Below are 12912 nucleotides of genomic sequence, written 5' to 3' on the forward strand. Positions count from 1 at the left end.
TGCGGGGCGGTCAGCGGGTGATGCGGGCCCGGGCGCGGTCGGCCTGGACGTGGACGGCATCGGCGTGTGCGGCGGCGCGGACCTTGTCGGCCCACTCGGCGGCACGCTGGGCCAGTCCTGCGAGGCGCACGAAGTAGGCGTCCTGGTGCTGGCGGGCGCGGTCCATCAGCGCCGCGTGCTCGGCGGTCAGCTCCTGGGCGGTATACGCGGCGATCGCCTCGACCCCGTGGCGGCGGGTGACACGCCCGAAGGGGCAGGCGCCTTCCTCCTGCTCGATGACGGCGAGATCGGCGGCGGGCCAGCCGGTCTCCTCGTCGCGCGGCCCGAGCTGGATGTCGAGCACGCACACCGCGTCCGCGTCGTGCAGGCCGTCAGCCTGGTAGCGGATGTGCGGGCGGGGCACCGGGCCCGTCTGGCGCTCGGTGTGCGCGCGCCACAGGTCGGGGGCGGGGTCCTCCTCGTCCTGGTGGAGGCGGTGAAGGTAGGAGACCAGGGCGGGCAGCTGCCAGGCGGGGGAGCCGAACGGCGCGGCCGGCATGGCGAGCCCGGACCGGGCGATCAGGCCCGTGTGGTTGCTGACGGCGGCCTGGGCGACGAACACAGAGGCGTTCAGACGGAGTTCGGAGCGGAGCATGGCGAGGCCTTCCGGGCGGGCGGCGCGCAGAGAGGGGAAGGGGGAGGGCGCCCGGGCCGGACCTGACAGGTCCGGCCCGGGCAGCAGGTCAGGACGCGTCCTCGGAGTCCTCGACGCTCACGGCGTCCGGAGCGTCCGGGGTGTCCTCGTCTGCCGCGTCCGGCTCGCCCTCCTGGTAGGGCTCGTCGTCGACGATGGCCTGTTCGACGCTGGAGAGCGGGTAGCCGATCTCGGCAAGGAACTCCAGCCACGTGCGGGCGTCCTCGCGGATCTCCCGCAGCTCGTACACGGCCGAGCGGGCGGTGCTGTCGGTGCGCCAGGTCCGCACCTCGCCCATCCGCTTCTCGAACGTCGCGGCCAGCACCGCGAAGTTCAGCAGCGTGAGCTTGGCCGGGGTCGCCGACTTCGCGCGCTCGGCGGGGGCGTCGTAGCCGGTCAGCTCCTTGACCAGGTCCCGGCGGCCCGCGTCGCCCACCCACTGAGCCACCGGCTTGGGGCAGGAAAGGAGCTGCTCGGTGATGAACGCGGCGAGCGGCTTCGGCGCGGTCTTGCGGCCGATCAGGTCCTTCAGCCACGCCTGCCGGGCCTTCTCGGCGGCGCGGTAGGCCTTGTTGCCCGCCTTGACGTACTCGCGCGACGGCTCCGACGGCTTGGCCGCCCCCGTCGCCTGCGGCTGCTCCTCGGCCTGGTCGCCGTCCGTCTCGGCGGCGTCCTCCTGGGGCGGGTAGTGGCCGAAGCGCTCCGGGTCGGTGCAGAAGTACTCCACCTCGCCGGGCTCGCGGGGGTTCTCGGCCCAGGTCGCCACGTGTCCGGGGCACTCGGCGTGCGCCTCGGCGCTCATGGGCTCGCCGTCCGGGCCGTCCAGCTCGCTGAGCGGCTCGACGGTGGCCGGAAGCGTGTCGCCGTCCTCGGCCAGCCGCACACCGGCGGCCTGAAGCTGCGGGCGGACCTGCTCACGGGCGCGCTGCTCGGCGCGGTCGTCGCGCTCCCACTGCACCTGGAACTCGAAGCGGCCCTTGGCGTAGGCCTCCAGCAGCCGGTTGACGGCGTCGGCGTCGTCGTCGAACTCGCCCAGCACACCGAGCACTTCGAGGTCGAGGTCGTAGGTACCGGCCTCGGCGAGTGCCGAACGGGTCCGCTCGCCCACCGACTTCGCGGTCCTCACCGCCTGGGACACGTCCCTGCGGGAGCGGCCAGTGAGTTCGGCGACCCTGGCCTGCTTCATGCCCGCGCCGACCGCGCCGAACAGGGCGTCGGCCTGCTCCAGCTCGGTCAGGCCCCGGCGGTAGTCGTCGTCGTTCTCGATGAGCTGGTCGATGAAGTCCTCGCCCGCCTCGCGCAGGGAGGGGTCGAGCACGTACGCGGGGACCTCGATCGCGTCCTGCTCCTCGCCGGTCTCCTTGGTGGCCCGGGCGGCGAAGTAGCGCCGGTGGCCCATCTTCAGTTCGTAGGTGTCCTCGCCGAGCGGGAGGACCACGACGGGGACCTTCACGCCGTTGGCCGCGACGGACTTGAGGAACTTCTCGTCCAGGTTGAGGTCCTGGCGGACGTTGTTCTCGTTGACGCGGATCTGGCCGAGCTGCAGGGTGACCCGCTGCATCGGTGTGGTTGTTGCGGTGTCGCTCACGGATTGCTCCTCGTGGGCTCGGTTGGTGTTGGGCAAGTTGCCGCTTGCCCGTGAAATCAATTATACGCCATTTAGGGAATGGAGCAAGGCCTTTTATCCCTGGTCGGCTGGGGTGTGATGCTGGCGGATCTCCTCGGCGATGCCCTTGGCGACCGCCTCGATGTCCTCGGGGGTGTGGACTTCGCGGAACACGGCGATGGGGCCAAGGGGGTTGAGGCTTGCCCACAGGCAGAGCTCGCCGTGTTCGTCGACGTGGAGCGCGTACGGGTCGGCTCCTGGGGCGTCCAGGTGGCCGGAGGCTTTCCATGGGCCGGCGGTGGCCGTCCAGTTGCCGCCGAGGATCTCGGCGACGCGGTCGGCGACTGCTGCGGGGGTCGTCATGGGGGCTGGTCCTTTCGGGCCCGGGCCCGGGGGCGGTGCGCCCCGGGCTGGCTAGGTGATCAGTCCTCGTGGGGTTCCATGATGGTGATCACGGGTTCGCCGTGGTCGCCGGGGCCGATTGCGCAGACGAGCTGGACCGGCCGGGCCTGCCGGGTGCGGCCGTCGCGCGGCACCCGCCGCAGGTCGATGGTGACCTCACCTCCGCCTCCGCCGCTGCGCCGGATCGCGTGGCGGGCCATGGTCAGTACGTCCCACAGACGGCCGCGCTCGTCCTGCGGCGTCTGCCGTTCGCTGTCGCCTTCGTTCCACGCCACGCAGCCTTCCCATACGGCGCTGGTGAGGGCGACCGGGACGCGGAAGCCGGCCTCCCGCGCCAGCTCGGCGTCGGCGGCGACCAGGACGCCGTCTGCCAGGGCCCGGGCGCGGGTGTAGGCGTGGATGATGTCGCCCGGGTCGGCCAGCGGGACCGACCGCATGGCGTCGTCGCTGACGTCGGGGTCGTCGGTGACGGCGGCGTCGTCCAGAACCGCATCGATGCGGGACAGCACGCTGTCGCTGCTCACCCGCTCTTCACGCGGCGAGCCGGGGCGGTGCCGGGCGGGCTCCTGGTCGTGCGGGGAACTGTGGCCGTGGTCGGCCGGTGCGGGGCCGGTGGGCGACTGGGCGGCGTCCTCCTCGGCCACCATCGCCGCGTGCACCTCCAGCACCGTCCCCAGGGCCGCAACCCTCCCGGCGTCGCCGACGGTCACGGCCTCCGCCCGCTCCTGCTCGAACTCGTCCCGGATCTGCTCGTGGCTGTAGCCCTGGGCGAGCTTCACGCGGACGGTCTTTCCCACGAGATCGACCGCCAGGGCGGGCAGATGACCGGGCAGACGGTCACGCCCCGGCACACCGGATGCCCGCGTGTGCCGGGCGAGCGTGCAAGCCGCGCTGCGGTCCTGCGCGCTGGCCGGTCCGGCGGCCTGGTGCGCGTGCCCAGAGCCGGGCCCGGCGGTGGGAGCCGCGGGAACCTCGGCGGCCGGCGCATCGTGCGCGGGGACGGCGGGGGCCTCGGCGGTCAGTTCGTAGAACCGGTTGGAGTGAACGTGGACCGTCCACTTCTGCCCGGGGGTGTCCTCGGTGAGCCGGGCGCGCGGCGCGCTTTCCCAGGCTTCGAATGCGCGGGCTGGGTCGACCGGCCGCATGTTGCCGCTGTCGGAGTCGTAGGCGCGGCAGAAACGGGCCGCTGCGCGGATCTGCGCAACGCGGTTGGTCCAGTTCCGGCGGATCGTGGTCATGGTGCGTCCTCCTGCGAAGTTGGTGACCAAGCGAGTTGCCGCTCACTTATAAAATCAATAATACACCCTCACGGGGGATTGAGGGCTTCAGAACAAGGTGTCCGCGCCTTCCGTGTCTCTCGTCTTCCGTGCGGTCTTGGGCGTGGTGGCATCCGCTACGGTCGGCCGGAGCGTCCGGGCGCTCGCCGACTGCCGCACCCGGGCGGCCTGTTCGGCCCTCGCCTCCAACTCGTCTTCGTCGCGGTTGCGCACCACGATTTCGACGGCCGGTGAGGCGTCACGCCACTGGTCACGGAAAGGGTCGGTGGGGATACCGGGGTTGGGCCGGAGCTTGATTCCGGTCTCGCGGTGGAAGCGCTCGTACGCGGGCGAGTCCTGCGCGACGAAACCGGTCTCGATGCGGAACGGTGCGGACTCCCTCGGGATGATGAACGCCCCTCGCCGGGCGAGCGTCTCGGCGACCGCGATCACGTGGAACTCGAACAGCGGCCCCCGATAGCCGGGGGCGTTGCGGCTGCGCTTGATCCGCCCGAACGGCGGGTTGCTGATCGCACAGTCGAACGGGCCAAGGTCCATGCCCGGGACGTCGAGCACATCGGCACAGATCCACGTCGCCTCCGGCAGGACCCGCCGCCCGACCCTCACGTACTCCGGGTTCTGCTCCACGCATACGATCTCGCGCGGCGGGAGGCGCTCCCAGCGCCGGTTCCAGTAGTCGCGGGCGTGCCAGGCCAGGCGCCCGATGCCCGCGCACAGGTCGATGATGCGGTCACCCGGGATCACGTGGTGGAGTTCGCCGGCGAGCTCGGCCGGGGTGAAGAACGCGCCGTCCAGGGTGCGGCCCATGTTGGCGGACTCGTGGAAGTGGTCGAGAACGAATTCCCGCTCCTCCTGCGTCAAGACCCGCTCACTGTCGACCAGTTCGCGCGCCCGGTTGTGCTGCTTGGTCAGCTCCTTGCTGAGCTTCGCGGCCATGGCTGGCCTCCTTTCGAGGGAGGGGCGGTGCGCCGGTCCGGGGGCTGCCCGGACCGGCGGGGTCGGGTGCGTGGCGGGCGGGGCTACGCGGTGCGCAGGTCGGCGACCAGGGCGGTGGCGTTGTCGATGTGGGGTCCGGCGTGGCTGACCGCGAAGGCGGCGACGGAGCGCGCGGCCAGCTTCGGGGAGCCGGTGAGGTAGTCGGCAAGTCCGCGGTTCGAGTCCTCCAGGGGCTCGTATGCGCCGTCGCTGACGAGCAGCAGGCGGCAGTTCTCCATGTCGCGGGTCACGGACTCGATCGCGGGATGTCCGACCTGCGCCTTGCGCTCCTCGTCGGTCTCCGTTGCTCCGAGGTACGACGTGACGCGGTTGCGGCTGCCGCGGAAGACGCGGCGAAGATTGTGATCTTCGGTGAGGCGGTGGAGGGTGCCGCGCGGGTTGAGGACGTAGGCGCGGGCGTCACCGCACCAGGCAACGGTGAGCGGCCTGCCGGGGGCGGTGACAGCCACGACGGCGCACGCGGCGGGCAGGTCGTAGCGGGTGTGTTCGTCCTGCCGGTCAGGCTCGGCGGCGTACGCCTCGTAGGCGGCCCGTAGGCCGGCCTCGGCGTCGGCCTGAAGGGCGGCGGTGCGGGCGAGTCGGCGTGCGGCCGTGCGGGTCCAGTCGCGTACCGCGTCACTGGAGCCGATGCCGTCGCACAGCACGTACGCGCGGGCGCCGTTGTGGGTGTAGGTGGCGGTGGCGTCGCACTGGTGGGAGCGGCTGCCGATGAGCTGGTACGTGGCGTGGGTGGGCATGCCCTGTCCTTTCACGCGATTCGAGTTGGCGGCGGATGAGTTGCCGCTCATCCGTGAAATCAATAATACGCGCATGTGGTGGGAGGTTCAACGCTTCCGCCGTATCAGTCGGCGCTGAAGACACCTTCACCGTTGACCGTGATCCGGATCGGGATCGTTCCGTCCGGGCTGATCAGGTCGCCTGGTACCTCGCCGGTGTCCAGATGGACGGACACCACCAGGCCTTCACCGCAGCTCCAGTAGGCGTAGACCTGGGTCCCGCCGGTCTCCAGGCACGGCAACGTGCCCCGCTGCTTGCGGTGCTGGTGCAGAAACCGCGCGCGTCGGTTCAGGGTGGTCGCTCGGCGCTTGCTCAGTCGCATAGCTGTGCTTCCTCTGAGGAATCCTGGGAGGCGGCCGGCGCCGTGGGCGCCCGGCCATGGGGTGGTGAGGCGGTGGGGGTCGGCGTGGTGACGGTCAGGCCGGCGGCGACGGCGGCAATGAACCCGGTGTCGGGGCAGGCTCCGGGGTGATGTCGCGCGGGTCGGCGGGGATCGCCTCGCCCGCCAGTGCAGCCCGCATCTGCTCGGCCGACATGCGCCCGCTCACCTCGTTGTAGGGGAGCGTGTACGTGCTGCCCTTGTGCCGGGTCTCAGCTGTTGCCGCGCGGGTGACCACGCGGCAGCCGCCGACGGCGCCGACGGCGCCGCCATCGAATGCGGCGTGGATGTGAGGCACGGTCGCCGTCTTGGCGTTGACCCGGGTCACCTCGTACCAGGACCCCCGCCACTGCACGAAATCGCCCTTCACAAAGTCGGCCCGACCCCACACCTTGAAGCCGCGCCGCTCCGCCTCCTTGATCGTCTCCGCCCAGTACGTCAGCTCTTCGTCGTACTCGGCCAGACGGCGCGTCAGCTCCTCCCGGCGGGCCTCGGACGGCGGGCGCCGCCACACATCAGCCGGGCGGCCCTTGTCGTCGACGCCGTCGCGCTCCCGCAGAACGCCGCGCCGCTCCGCCTCCAGCTTCTCGATACGGCGCAGTGTGCGCCCCGGGTTCTTCCGGTACCGCTCGTACGCCTCAGCCGCCGCCGCACGGGATGCCCAGTAACCGGCCCGCTCGCCCTCGTCGATGCTCTTGCGCATGGCGTTGTGCATGCGCTCCTGATCCCTGCGGGCGCGCCCTTCCGAATGGTGGCCTACCAAGATCGGCTGCCCCATCCAGAACCGTTCGCCGATCCGGTCCGAGGCATCCCGCGCAGCCTGCGACGATGCCGCCGCACGTCCGGACCGGTCCGCGTACCGCTGCGCCCGGTCCTCGGCCGCGTCCACGCGGGCGGCCTCCCGCTCGGCGAACGACATGGCTTCCTCGATCACCACAGCGCATGACAGGCCGAGTGCGCGCACCGCGTCCGCAGCCCGGTTGATCTTCCATCGGTCGGCGCCCTTGTATCGGCTGCCGCGGATGAAGATCCCCGGGGTACGCCGGTAGGTCCAGCCAAGCGGGCGCAACGCTTCCCACACCCCGTCACCCTTGGAGGAACCCTCAACGGTGGTGCCGTCCTCGTGGGTGTGCCGGATGACGATGTCGGCTGCCTCGGCCTCCTCCTCCGCGACGTCCCCGGGCAGGGTGAGCGCGCGCAGCGCCGCCGGAGACTGCCCCATGACCCGTGCGGCGCACTCGGCGCAGCGCGGAGCACAGCCGGGCACGTCCCACAGCAGCACCCCGAACCCGCCACATGTGTTGGCCGCCGCGCAGTCACCGCGCCCGGCAGGCTTCGCCCAGTCGATCGGCATAACCGCCACAGCCGCCGCGACGGGGGCCGGGGTGTCGACGCCCGGCACTGCGCCCCCCTCTGCCTCCCACACGTCCACCCCGGACGGGTCGGACACCACGTGAGCCGCCCGCGCGGACACCTCGGCACGGGTTGCCGGCGGGGGGAGCTCTCCGCCGTCCCGCGCGAGCGCTCCGCCCTCGCCCTCCCACCCGTCCAGGTCGACCGCATCCGCGTGCGCGTCCGGCCGCGCGTCCTCGGCCAGAACACCCGGCGCCTTGCACTGCTGAGCAACCGTGGCGTTCACCGCGTGGAGCGTCGCCACGATGCCCAGCCGGACCCCGTCCACCCATGCACCCGACGCGCTCACGTCGTACAGACCGGCCGACCACACCGCGCGCACTTCCCCCGGATCCTTGCCCGTGGCCCGCCCCCCGGCGCGCACGGTCACCGTGGCGCCCTGGCGCTGCATTGCGACGGTCCACCCGTTCGCCATCGCCGTCTCGGCGAACGCGACGGCAGCCATGGGCAGCCACACACCCGGCGCCGCCTCCGTCTCCGCCACGACCGGCGCACCCGCGTAACCGTCCTGCCAGTCCTCCAACTGAGCCGCCGTCGGCGCCTTACCCTCCGCCGGGATCTTCGGCGCCTTCCACGGCTGAACCAGGGCCCTGACCGACGCGGACGCCTGCCCCTTCTCAATCCCGCCCGTACGCCCGTGCGTCTTCTTCGACGGGAGGTCACGCCCGATCAGCGCCCGCCCTTCGTCACGGGCCGACACGGCATCGGCCAACAGGTCGACGAATGCCCGACGGTGCTCGTTCGCTTCCCCGTGCCTCACGTCCGGGTTCACGTCGATGTCTGCGGGAAGCTCGAACATCACCGCCGTACCACCGTCGGCGGACACCCACGCCCCACGACCGGCCGGAACATCCCCAGACACGGTACGCGCGAGGAACTCACGCGCCGACTCAGACCGGCGCCCCGGTTCCGCCGCCTCCTCCTCCAGGCCGGACAGCTCACGCTCACACCGCCGGACGGCATCCCGTGCAGCCGTCCGCCGCGTATCCGCCGCCCACGACGCCTTACGGGCACGCTCCGACCACCCGCCGGACGTCTCGTAATGCACCACCACACGCTCACCCAGCACACCAGCCGACCGGCGTACTTCCTGGTGAAGGTCGTAGGCATCCCGCCGCCATGCCGCGCACGTCTCCGCGTGTTCCTCCGCCACCGTCAGCCGTTCACGCGCCACGGTCAGCGCACGGCGCGCACGCTCCGTCAGCCACGCCCGCGACACCCGCACCGTGCCCTCGTACGGGCCACGGAACGCCACCGGGAACACCCCACCCCCGTTGCCGTGGCAGATCACCGGCAGCACCTCAACCGCGCCCCCGTCGGTCTCCCACCCGTCCACCCCTCCGGGGTCCGACACGAAGTCGGGCAACATCGCCGGGGTCTTCTTGGCCTCGTTCTCCTCGGCCGGAACGTCCGGTGTCACGCCGCTACCAGCCGGAGCGTCGCTGGCCCGTGCCTCGGTCTTCTCGGCCGGTCCCTCCCACCCCGGGCGGGTGATGCGCAGGAGGAACGCCGACGCTTCCGGCCGCACCCGCCCTGCTACCGCGCGCGGTTCCGGCGCGCGCTCCGCGCACTCCTGAGCCGACGGCGCGTCAAGTCCGAACCAGCGTGCGACGGCGAGAGCGTCACGCGCTTCCCAGCGGGCCGTGTCGACGTCGCCCCGCCCGTACGCGGCCTCTGCGGCCTCTGCGCACTCTTCGGCCTCACGGACTGCACCCCGGGCGCTGTCGTACTGCTCGTCCGTCAGCCCGTCCCAATCGATGCGCTGAGCGAACGCACGGACCGTGTCCAGGGCAGCGCGCGCCATGCCGACCGATACGGCTGTCTGTGCGTTCTCTTCCGCCTTCTGCGCCGCCCTCTCCGCATGGATGCCGTACACGCGCGCCGTTTCGGCCGTCGCGCGCAGCACCGCCGCCGGACGCTCCGCGATCACGTACGCGATAGCGGCCCCCGTGACCTCACCCCACGTACCGCGCACGGCCCCCGTCGGAAGGCTCACAGTGTGTCCGCCGCCCGACTTGAAATGGAAGCGGAACGGGAACCGCTCACCGCACACGGACAGTTCCGACAGCAGGTCGGAGCGCCGGAACTCCCCCTCGTAACGGTCGTCCAGCGACCGCGCTTGCATCGCTTCCGGCCACTCCTCCGCCGCCCTACGCGCGCGCTCGACTTCCGTCACAGACGGCGCCTTACGGGCACGCTTCCGGGAGGCCGAAGTCTTCGCCGCGGTCTCGGCCGGACCGGGCGCCGGAGCGTCCGTCCGGTCCGGCGCGGTCGGCTGTGTGCGGGCGGTGGGCGCCTCGGCGGTCACCAGGTCCGCGACGGTGCGCCATGCGATGCCCTGGGCGGCCGTGTGGCCGTAGCGGGTGAGGGTGGCGCCGTCCCAGCGGTGTCCCCGGGCGGTGAGTCGCCACACGCAGCGCAGGACGGTTTCCCCGGCCTCCTGGCGGGCGGTGAGCAGCAGCGCGCAGTGTCCGGGCTGCGTCTGGACGGTGGCCGTCCATCCGGCCTCCTCGGCCCGGGCGGTGAGGCGGGCCAGGTTGCGGGGGAGGGCCACCCCTCGGCCGTCCGCCGTGTGGGGCTGCTCGGCGGGCGGGGCGGTGGGCGCCGGCACTTCGGCAGGGGCCGGCGTCTGGGCGGGGGCGCGCGAGCTGCTGGCGGGGCGCGTGGTCGCGGTCATGTCGGGTCACTCCTGGGCGGGTTGGTGCCGGGTGAGTTGCCGCTCACACCGGGAGGCAGGGCAGGGGGAGGCAGGGGCGTTCCCGCCGGGGCCGGTCGGGTGACCGGCCCCGGCGGGTGGTGCTCAGTTGCGGCGGTTCGGGGGCCGGTTGTCCCGGGGCGCGGTGTGGCTGGCGCTCTCGCCGTGCGTCGGGGCCTGGTCCGGGCGGGGAACCCGCTCGGCCTGCCGGTACTCAACGCCCGGTTCCGGGGCCACCGGCGCACCGGTCTCGGTGTCGACGGTGTACGCCTCCCGGATCTCCTGCGCGGTGAGTGGCCGAAGCCAGAAGTTCCGGACCCTCCAGCCGCGTACGAACTCCGACCCGTCGGGGCCGAACGTCCGCACGACGACTGCACCGGTCGCGCATCCGACCATGGCTGCCGCGATCACTGCGCACACCCGCGTGGATGCGGCCTCGTTGATGATCAGGGCGTCACCGATGACGGTCAGTTCCTGGCCTTCGGTGCGGTCACCGTGCGGCGTGCTGGCGTTGGCCACCATGTGGTGTGTCCCGTCGCCAAGAACGGTGTCCAGGAGAGACAGGTACGCGTCGGCCGCACGGTCGAGCAACGCGTGCGCCCTGTCGGCGGCGGACTGCATCGCGTCGTCCGTCTCGGCGTCGCTGACGGGTGCGGGGCTCCACCGCATCGCGTCCATGCCGAGATCCTCGCTCGGCTCGACGTTCTGCCCTTCGAGGCTCTGCCGTACGTGGTCTTGGTACTCGCTCATCGTTCCCCTGCCTTGGGTTGGTGAGTTGGCGGCGGGTGAGTTGCCGCTCACCCGCAGAATCAATAATACACTCTCGCGGGGGGTGATCGTCAACCCACAATCCCCCCCCGGACGTGGGCAGTTAGGGCGACTCGACCGGCGTCACGGTCGTACGGAAGAACGGGTTTCGGGTGAGGCTGAATCCGACCCGCTTGGTCTCGCCGGTGCTCTCGCGCTTGCCGTAGACCTCGACGTCGGTCAACTCGCCTTCGCTGTACGTCACTTCCAACACGGTGCCTTCCCATACCTCGGGCCACGGGGCGGGCTGGTTCGCGGTCCTCGGGCGGGCGTGGGCGGCCAGACTCCGGGTGGGGTTGCGCTCGATGCGTACCCGCTGCCCTCGGCTGATCGGTCCTGTGGTGGTCATGCTGTCCCCTCTCTGGTGGCTGTCGCTCCGGGAGGGTGGGGCGACCGGCGGGCGCCCCACCCTGGGCGCGTCACTTCGTCCGGGCTGCCCGCTGCTCCTCGGCGGCCGTCAACAGCTCGTTGGCCCCGTGGCGGGCGTGGTCGGCCCGGACGCGCGCGGCCACCTCGTCGGCGGACGGCAGTCCGAACCCTCCGTCACTGGCGAACATGTCGTACGCCTCGCGCCACCCGCGCACCTGGCACTCGACAGCCGCGCGGGACGCGCACGCGATTGTCAGACCTCCAACGGTGACGGAAAGTGCGCCGATTCCGTCGGGGCTTACTGCCGCGCTGCGGGCCCGGATTTTGGCGCGGCGGGGCGCGTCGTCCAGGATCACGTACGAATTGATGGTCAGTTCGGGCTCGCGCATTTCTCCCGCGTCGACCTGTTCGGGAAAGATCCTGTCGAGCATTGCGGCGGCCTCGCACCAGCCTTCCCACCAAACGCGCGCGCCGGTAGGGTGCCGGAATTCGATGATTGCCGTGGGGATCTTCAGAAGGGGAATGAGCGTCAGACCAATGGATGCGTCGGTCTCGTGCTCTCCAGCAAGGTGGATCGTGAGTCGGCTTACCGCGTCGACGGTTTCCGCTTCCGCGTTCAAGGGGGCTCCTCCTGTTGGTGATTGAGACTGAGTCAGGTTGCCGCCCGACTCCAAAATCAATAATACGCTCTCCGGGCGGGGAAGGCACCCGAAACGCCGAACCTTGCGACATCTCTTGCAACATCCCTTGCGGCTACTCCTGCGACATCTCTTGCGACATCTCTTGCGCGAGCCTCTCCGGGAGGGTTGACGTATCCGCAGGTCAACCAAGGGTTCCGCGCGTGGTCGGGGGTCTGACATCCCCTCTGCTGCCACTTTTCCCGCGCCGGCTGAAGGATGAGTGAGTTATGGGTGTGGGGGTGGGGTGGTGTGGTGGGCTTCGGGGATTGGGGTCGGCCTGGTGTGGGTTGCGCGTCGGCTGGCGCCGCCGCGCTGTGCCGTGTCGTGCTGTGGGGCCCGGTGGACGGGCCAAGGAGAATGGGGGAGGGGAGCAGGGGCCCGGAGGGCTCCTCTCCCTTCCTCTCTCCTCCTCCAGCTCCCTGCCCCGCCCTCCTCCCTCTGTCCGTCTCTCTCCTCCGCCTCACTCACCCGGGGCAGGCCCGGCGGCTCTGCCGGAGGCAGCCCACCCCCCCTCCCCGGAACCCCTGAACGGGCAACCGGGCCCCGGAGGGGCCCGTATTGCCCTCCTCTCGTATTCCGTGGTTTACTTTTCTCCACGGAATACAATTCAATTCCCCTCGGTTTTAAGGGAACCGGAGAGTTCCCCTGAAACCCACCCCGGGATACGGGCCATGACGGACCCTCAACCCAATCCCCAACTCAAACCCGAACTCCCCACCCTCACAATCAAAATCAGCACCCCGAATTTGTGCCGGAGGCACAAACCCTCTCCGCCCGTCTTTTCGTGCCGGAGGCACGCAGGGTTATGGAATGGCCGGAGGCCAATTCCATAACCCAC

11 protein-coding genes are annotated in these 12912 nt (G+C 71.2%); all 11 read right to left on the reverse strand.

What is annotated here, in order from left to right:
• Nucleotides 1–10: 10 nt before the first annotated feature.
• A complete protein-coding gene (locus tag ACFY0P_RS49280; protein WP_388929049.1) occupies nucleotides 11–634 on the reverse strand; it encodes a hypothetical protein in 624 nt (207 codons plus the stop codon).
• Between the two features lie 88 nt (nucleotides 635–722).
• Nucleotides 723–2261, reverse strand: a complete 1539-nt coding sequence (locus ACFY0P_RS49285) for a ParB/RepB/Spo0J family partition protein (RefSeq protein WP_388929050.1) — start codon at nucleotides 2259–2261, stop codon at nucleotides 723–725.
• 93 nt (nucleotides 2262–2354) lie between these two features.
• On the reverse strand, nucleotides 2355–2642 hold the full coding sequence (locus ACFY0P_RS49290; protein WP_388929051.1) for a hypothetical protein: 288 nt from the start codon (nucleotides 2640–2642) through the stop codon (nucleotides 2355–2357).
• A 59-nt stretch (nucleotides 2643–2701) separates the two neighbouring features.
• The gene (locus ACFY0P_RS49295; protein WP_388929052.1) at nucleotides 2702–3919 is read right to left on the reverse strand and encodes a DUF6573 family protein; all 1218 of its coding nucleotides are present in this window, start codon (nucleotides 3917–3919) and stop codon (nucleotides 2702–2704) included.
• Nucleotides 3920–4006: 87 nt separating this feature from the next.
• Nucleotides 4007–4894, reverse strand: a complete 888-nt coding sequence (locus ACFY0P_RS49300) for a methyltransferase (RefSeq protein WP_388929053.1) — start codon at nucleotides 4892–4894, stop codon at nucleotides 4007–4009.
• Nucleotides 4895–4977: 83 nt separating this feature from the next.
• Nucleotides 4978–5691 (reverse strand): PP2C family protein-serine/threonine phosphatase, encoded by a 714-nt coding sequence (locus tag ACFY0P_RS49305; protein ID WP_388929054.1) that lies wholly within the window; start codon nucleotides 5689–5691, stop codon nucleotides 4978–4980.
• A gap of 104 nt (nucleotides 5692–5795) precedes the next feature.
• On the reverse strand, nucleotides 5796–6053 hold the full coding sequence (locus ACFY0P_RS49310; protein ID WP_388929055.1) for a hypothetical protein: 258 nt from the start codon (nucleotides 6051–6053) through the stop codon (nucleotides 5796–5798).
• A 94-nt stretch (nucleotides 6054–6147) separates the two neighbouring features.
• A complete protein-coding gene (locus ACFY0P_RS49315) occupies nucleotides 6148–9699 on the reverse strand; it encodes a DUF3560 domain-containing protein (RefSeq protein WP_388929056.1) in 3552 nt (1183 codons plus the stop codon).
• Between the two features lie 624 nt (nucleotides 9700–10323).
• Nucleotides 10324–10968, reverse strand: coding sequence for a hypothetical protein (locus ACFY0P_RS49320; protein WP_388929057.1), 645 nt, complete (start codon nucleotides 10966–10968; stop codon nucleotides 10324–10326).
• A gap of 121 nt (nucleotides 10969–11089) precedes the next feature.
• On the reverse strand, nucleotides 11090–11374 hold the full coding sequence (locus tag ACFY0P_RS49325) for a hypothetical protein (protein WP_388929058.1): 285 nt from the start codon (nucleotides 11372–11374) through the stop codon (nucleotides 11090–11092).
• A 70-nt stretch (nucleotides 11375–11444) separates the two neighbouring features.
• Nucleotides 11445–12014: a hypothetical protein gene (locus ACFY0P_RS49330; protein WP_388929059.1), complete on the reverse strand. Its 570-nt coding sequence runs from the start codon at nucleotides 12012–12014 to the stop codon at nucleotides 11445–11447.
• Nucleotides 12015–12912 lie beyond the last annotated feature (898 nt).

It is taken from the genome of Streptomyces sp. NPDC001714 (genome assembly GCF_042892755.1).
Classification (GTDB): domain Bacteria; phylum Actinomycetota; class Actinomycetes; order Streptomycetales; family Streptomycetaceae; genus Streptomyces.

Coding starts and splice junctions, on each gene's coding strand:
- ACFY0P_RS49305 (WP_388929054.1), bottom strand. CDS start 5,691: ATGCCCACCCACGCCACGTACCAGCTCATCGGCAGCCGCTCCCACCAG.
- ACFY0P_RS49295 (WP_388929052.1), bottom strand. CDS start 3,919: ATGACCACGATCCGCCGGAACTGGACCAACCGCGTTGCGCAGATCCGC.
- ACFY0P_RS49325 (WP_388929058.1), bottom strand. CDS start 11,374: ATGACCACCACAGGACCGATCAGCCGAGGGCAGCGGGTACGCATCGAG.
- ACFY0P_RS49320 (WP_388929057.1), bottom strand. CDS start 10,968: ATGAGCGAGTACCAAGACCACGTACGGCAGAGCCTCGAAGGGCAGAAC.
- ACFY0P_RS49280 (WP_388929049.1), bottom strand. CDS start 634: ATGCTCCGCTCCGAACTCCGTCTGAACGCCTCTGTGTTCGTCGCCCAG.
- ACFY0P_RS49310 (WP_388929055.1), bottom strand. CDS start 6,053: ATGCGACTGAGCAAGCGCCGAGCGACCACCCTGAACCGACGCGCGCGG.
- ACFY0P_RS49300 (WP_388929053.1), bottom strand. CDS start 4,894: ATGGCCGCGAAGCTCAGCAAGGAGCTGACCAAGCAGCACAACCGGGCG.
- ACFY0P_RS49290 (WP_388929051.1), bottom strand. CDS start 2,642: ATGACGACCCCCGCAGCAGTCGCCGACCGCGTCGCCGAGATCCTCGGC.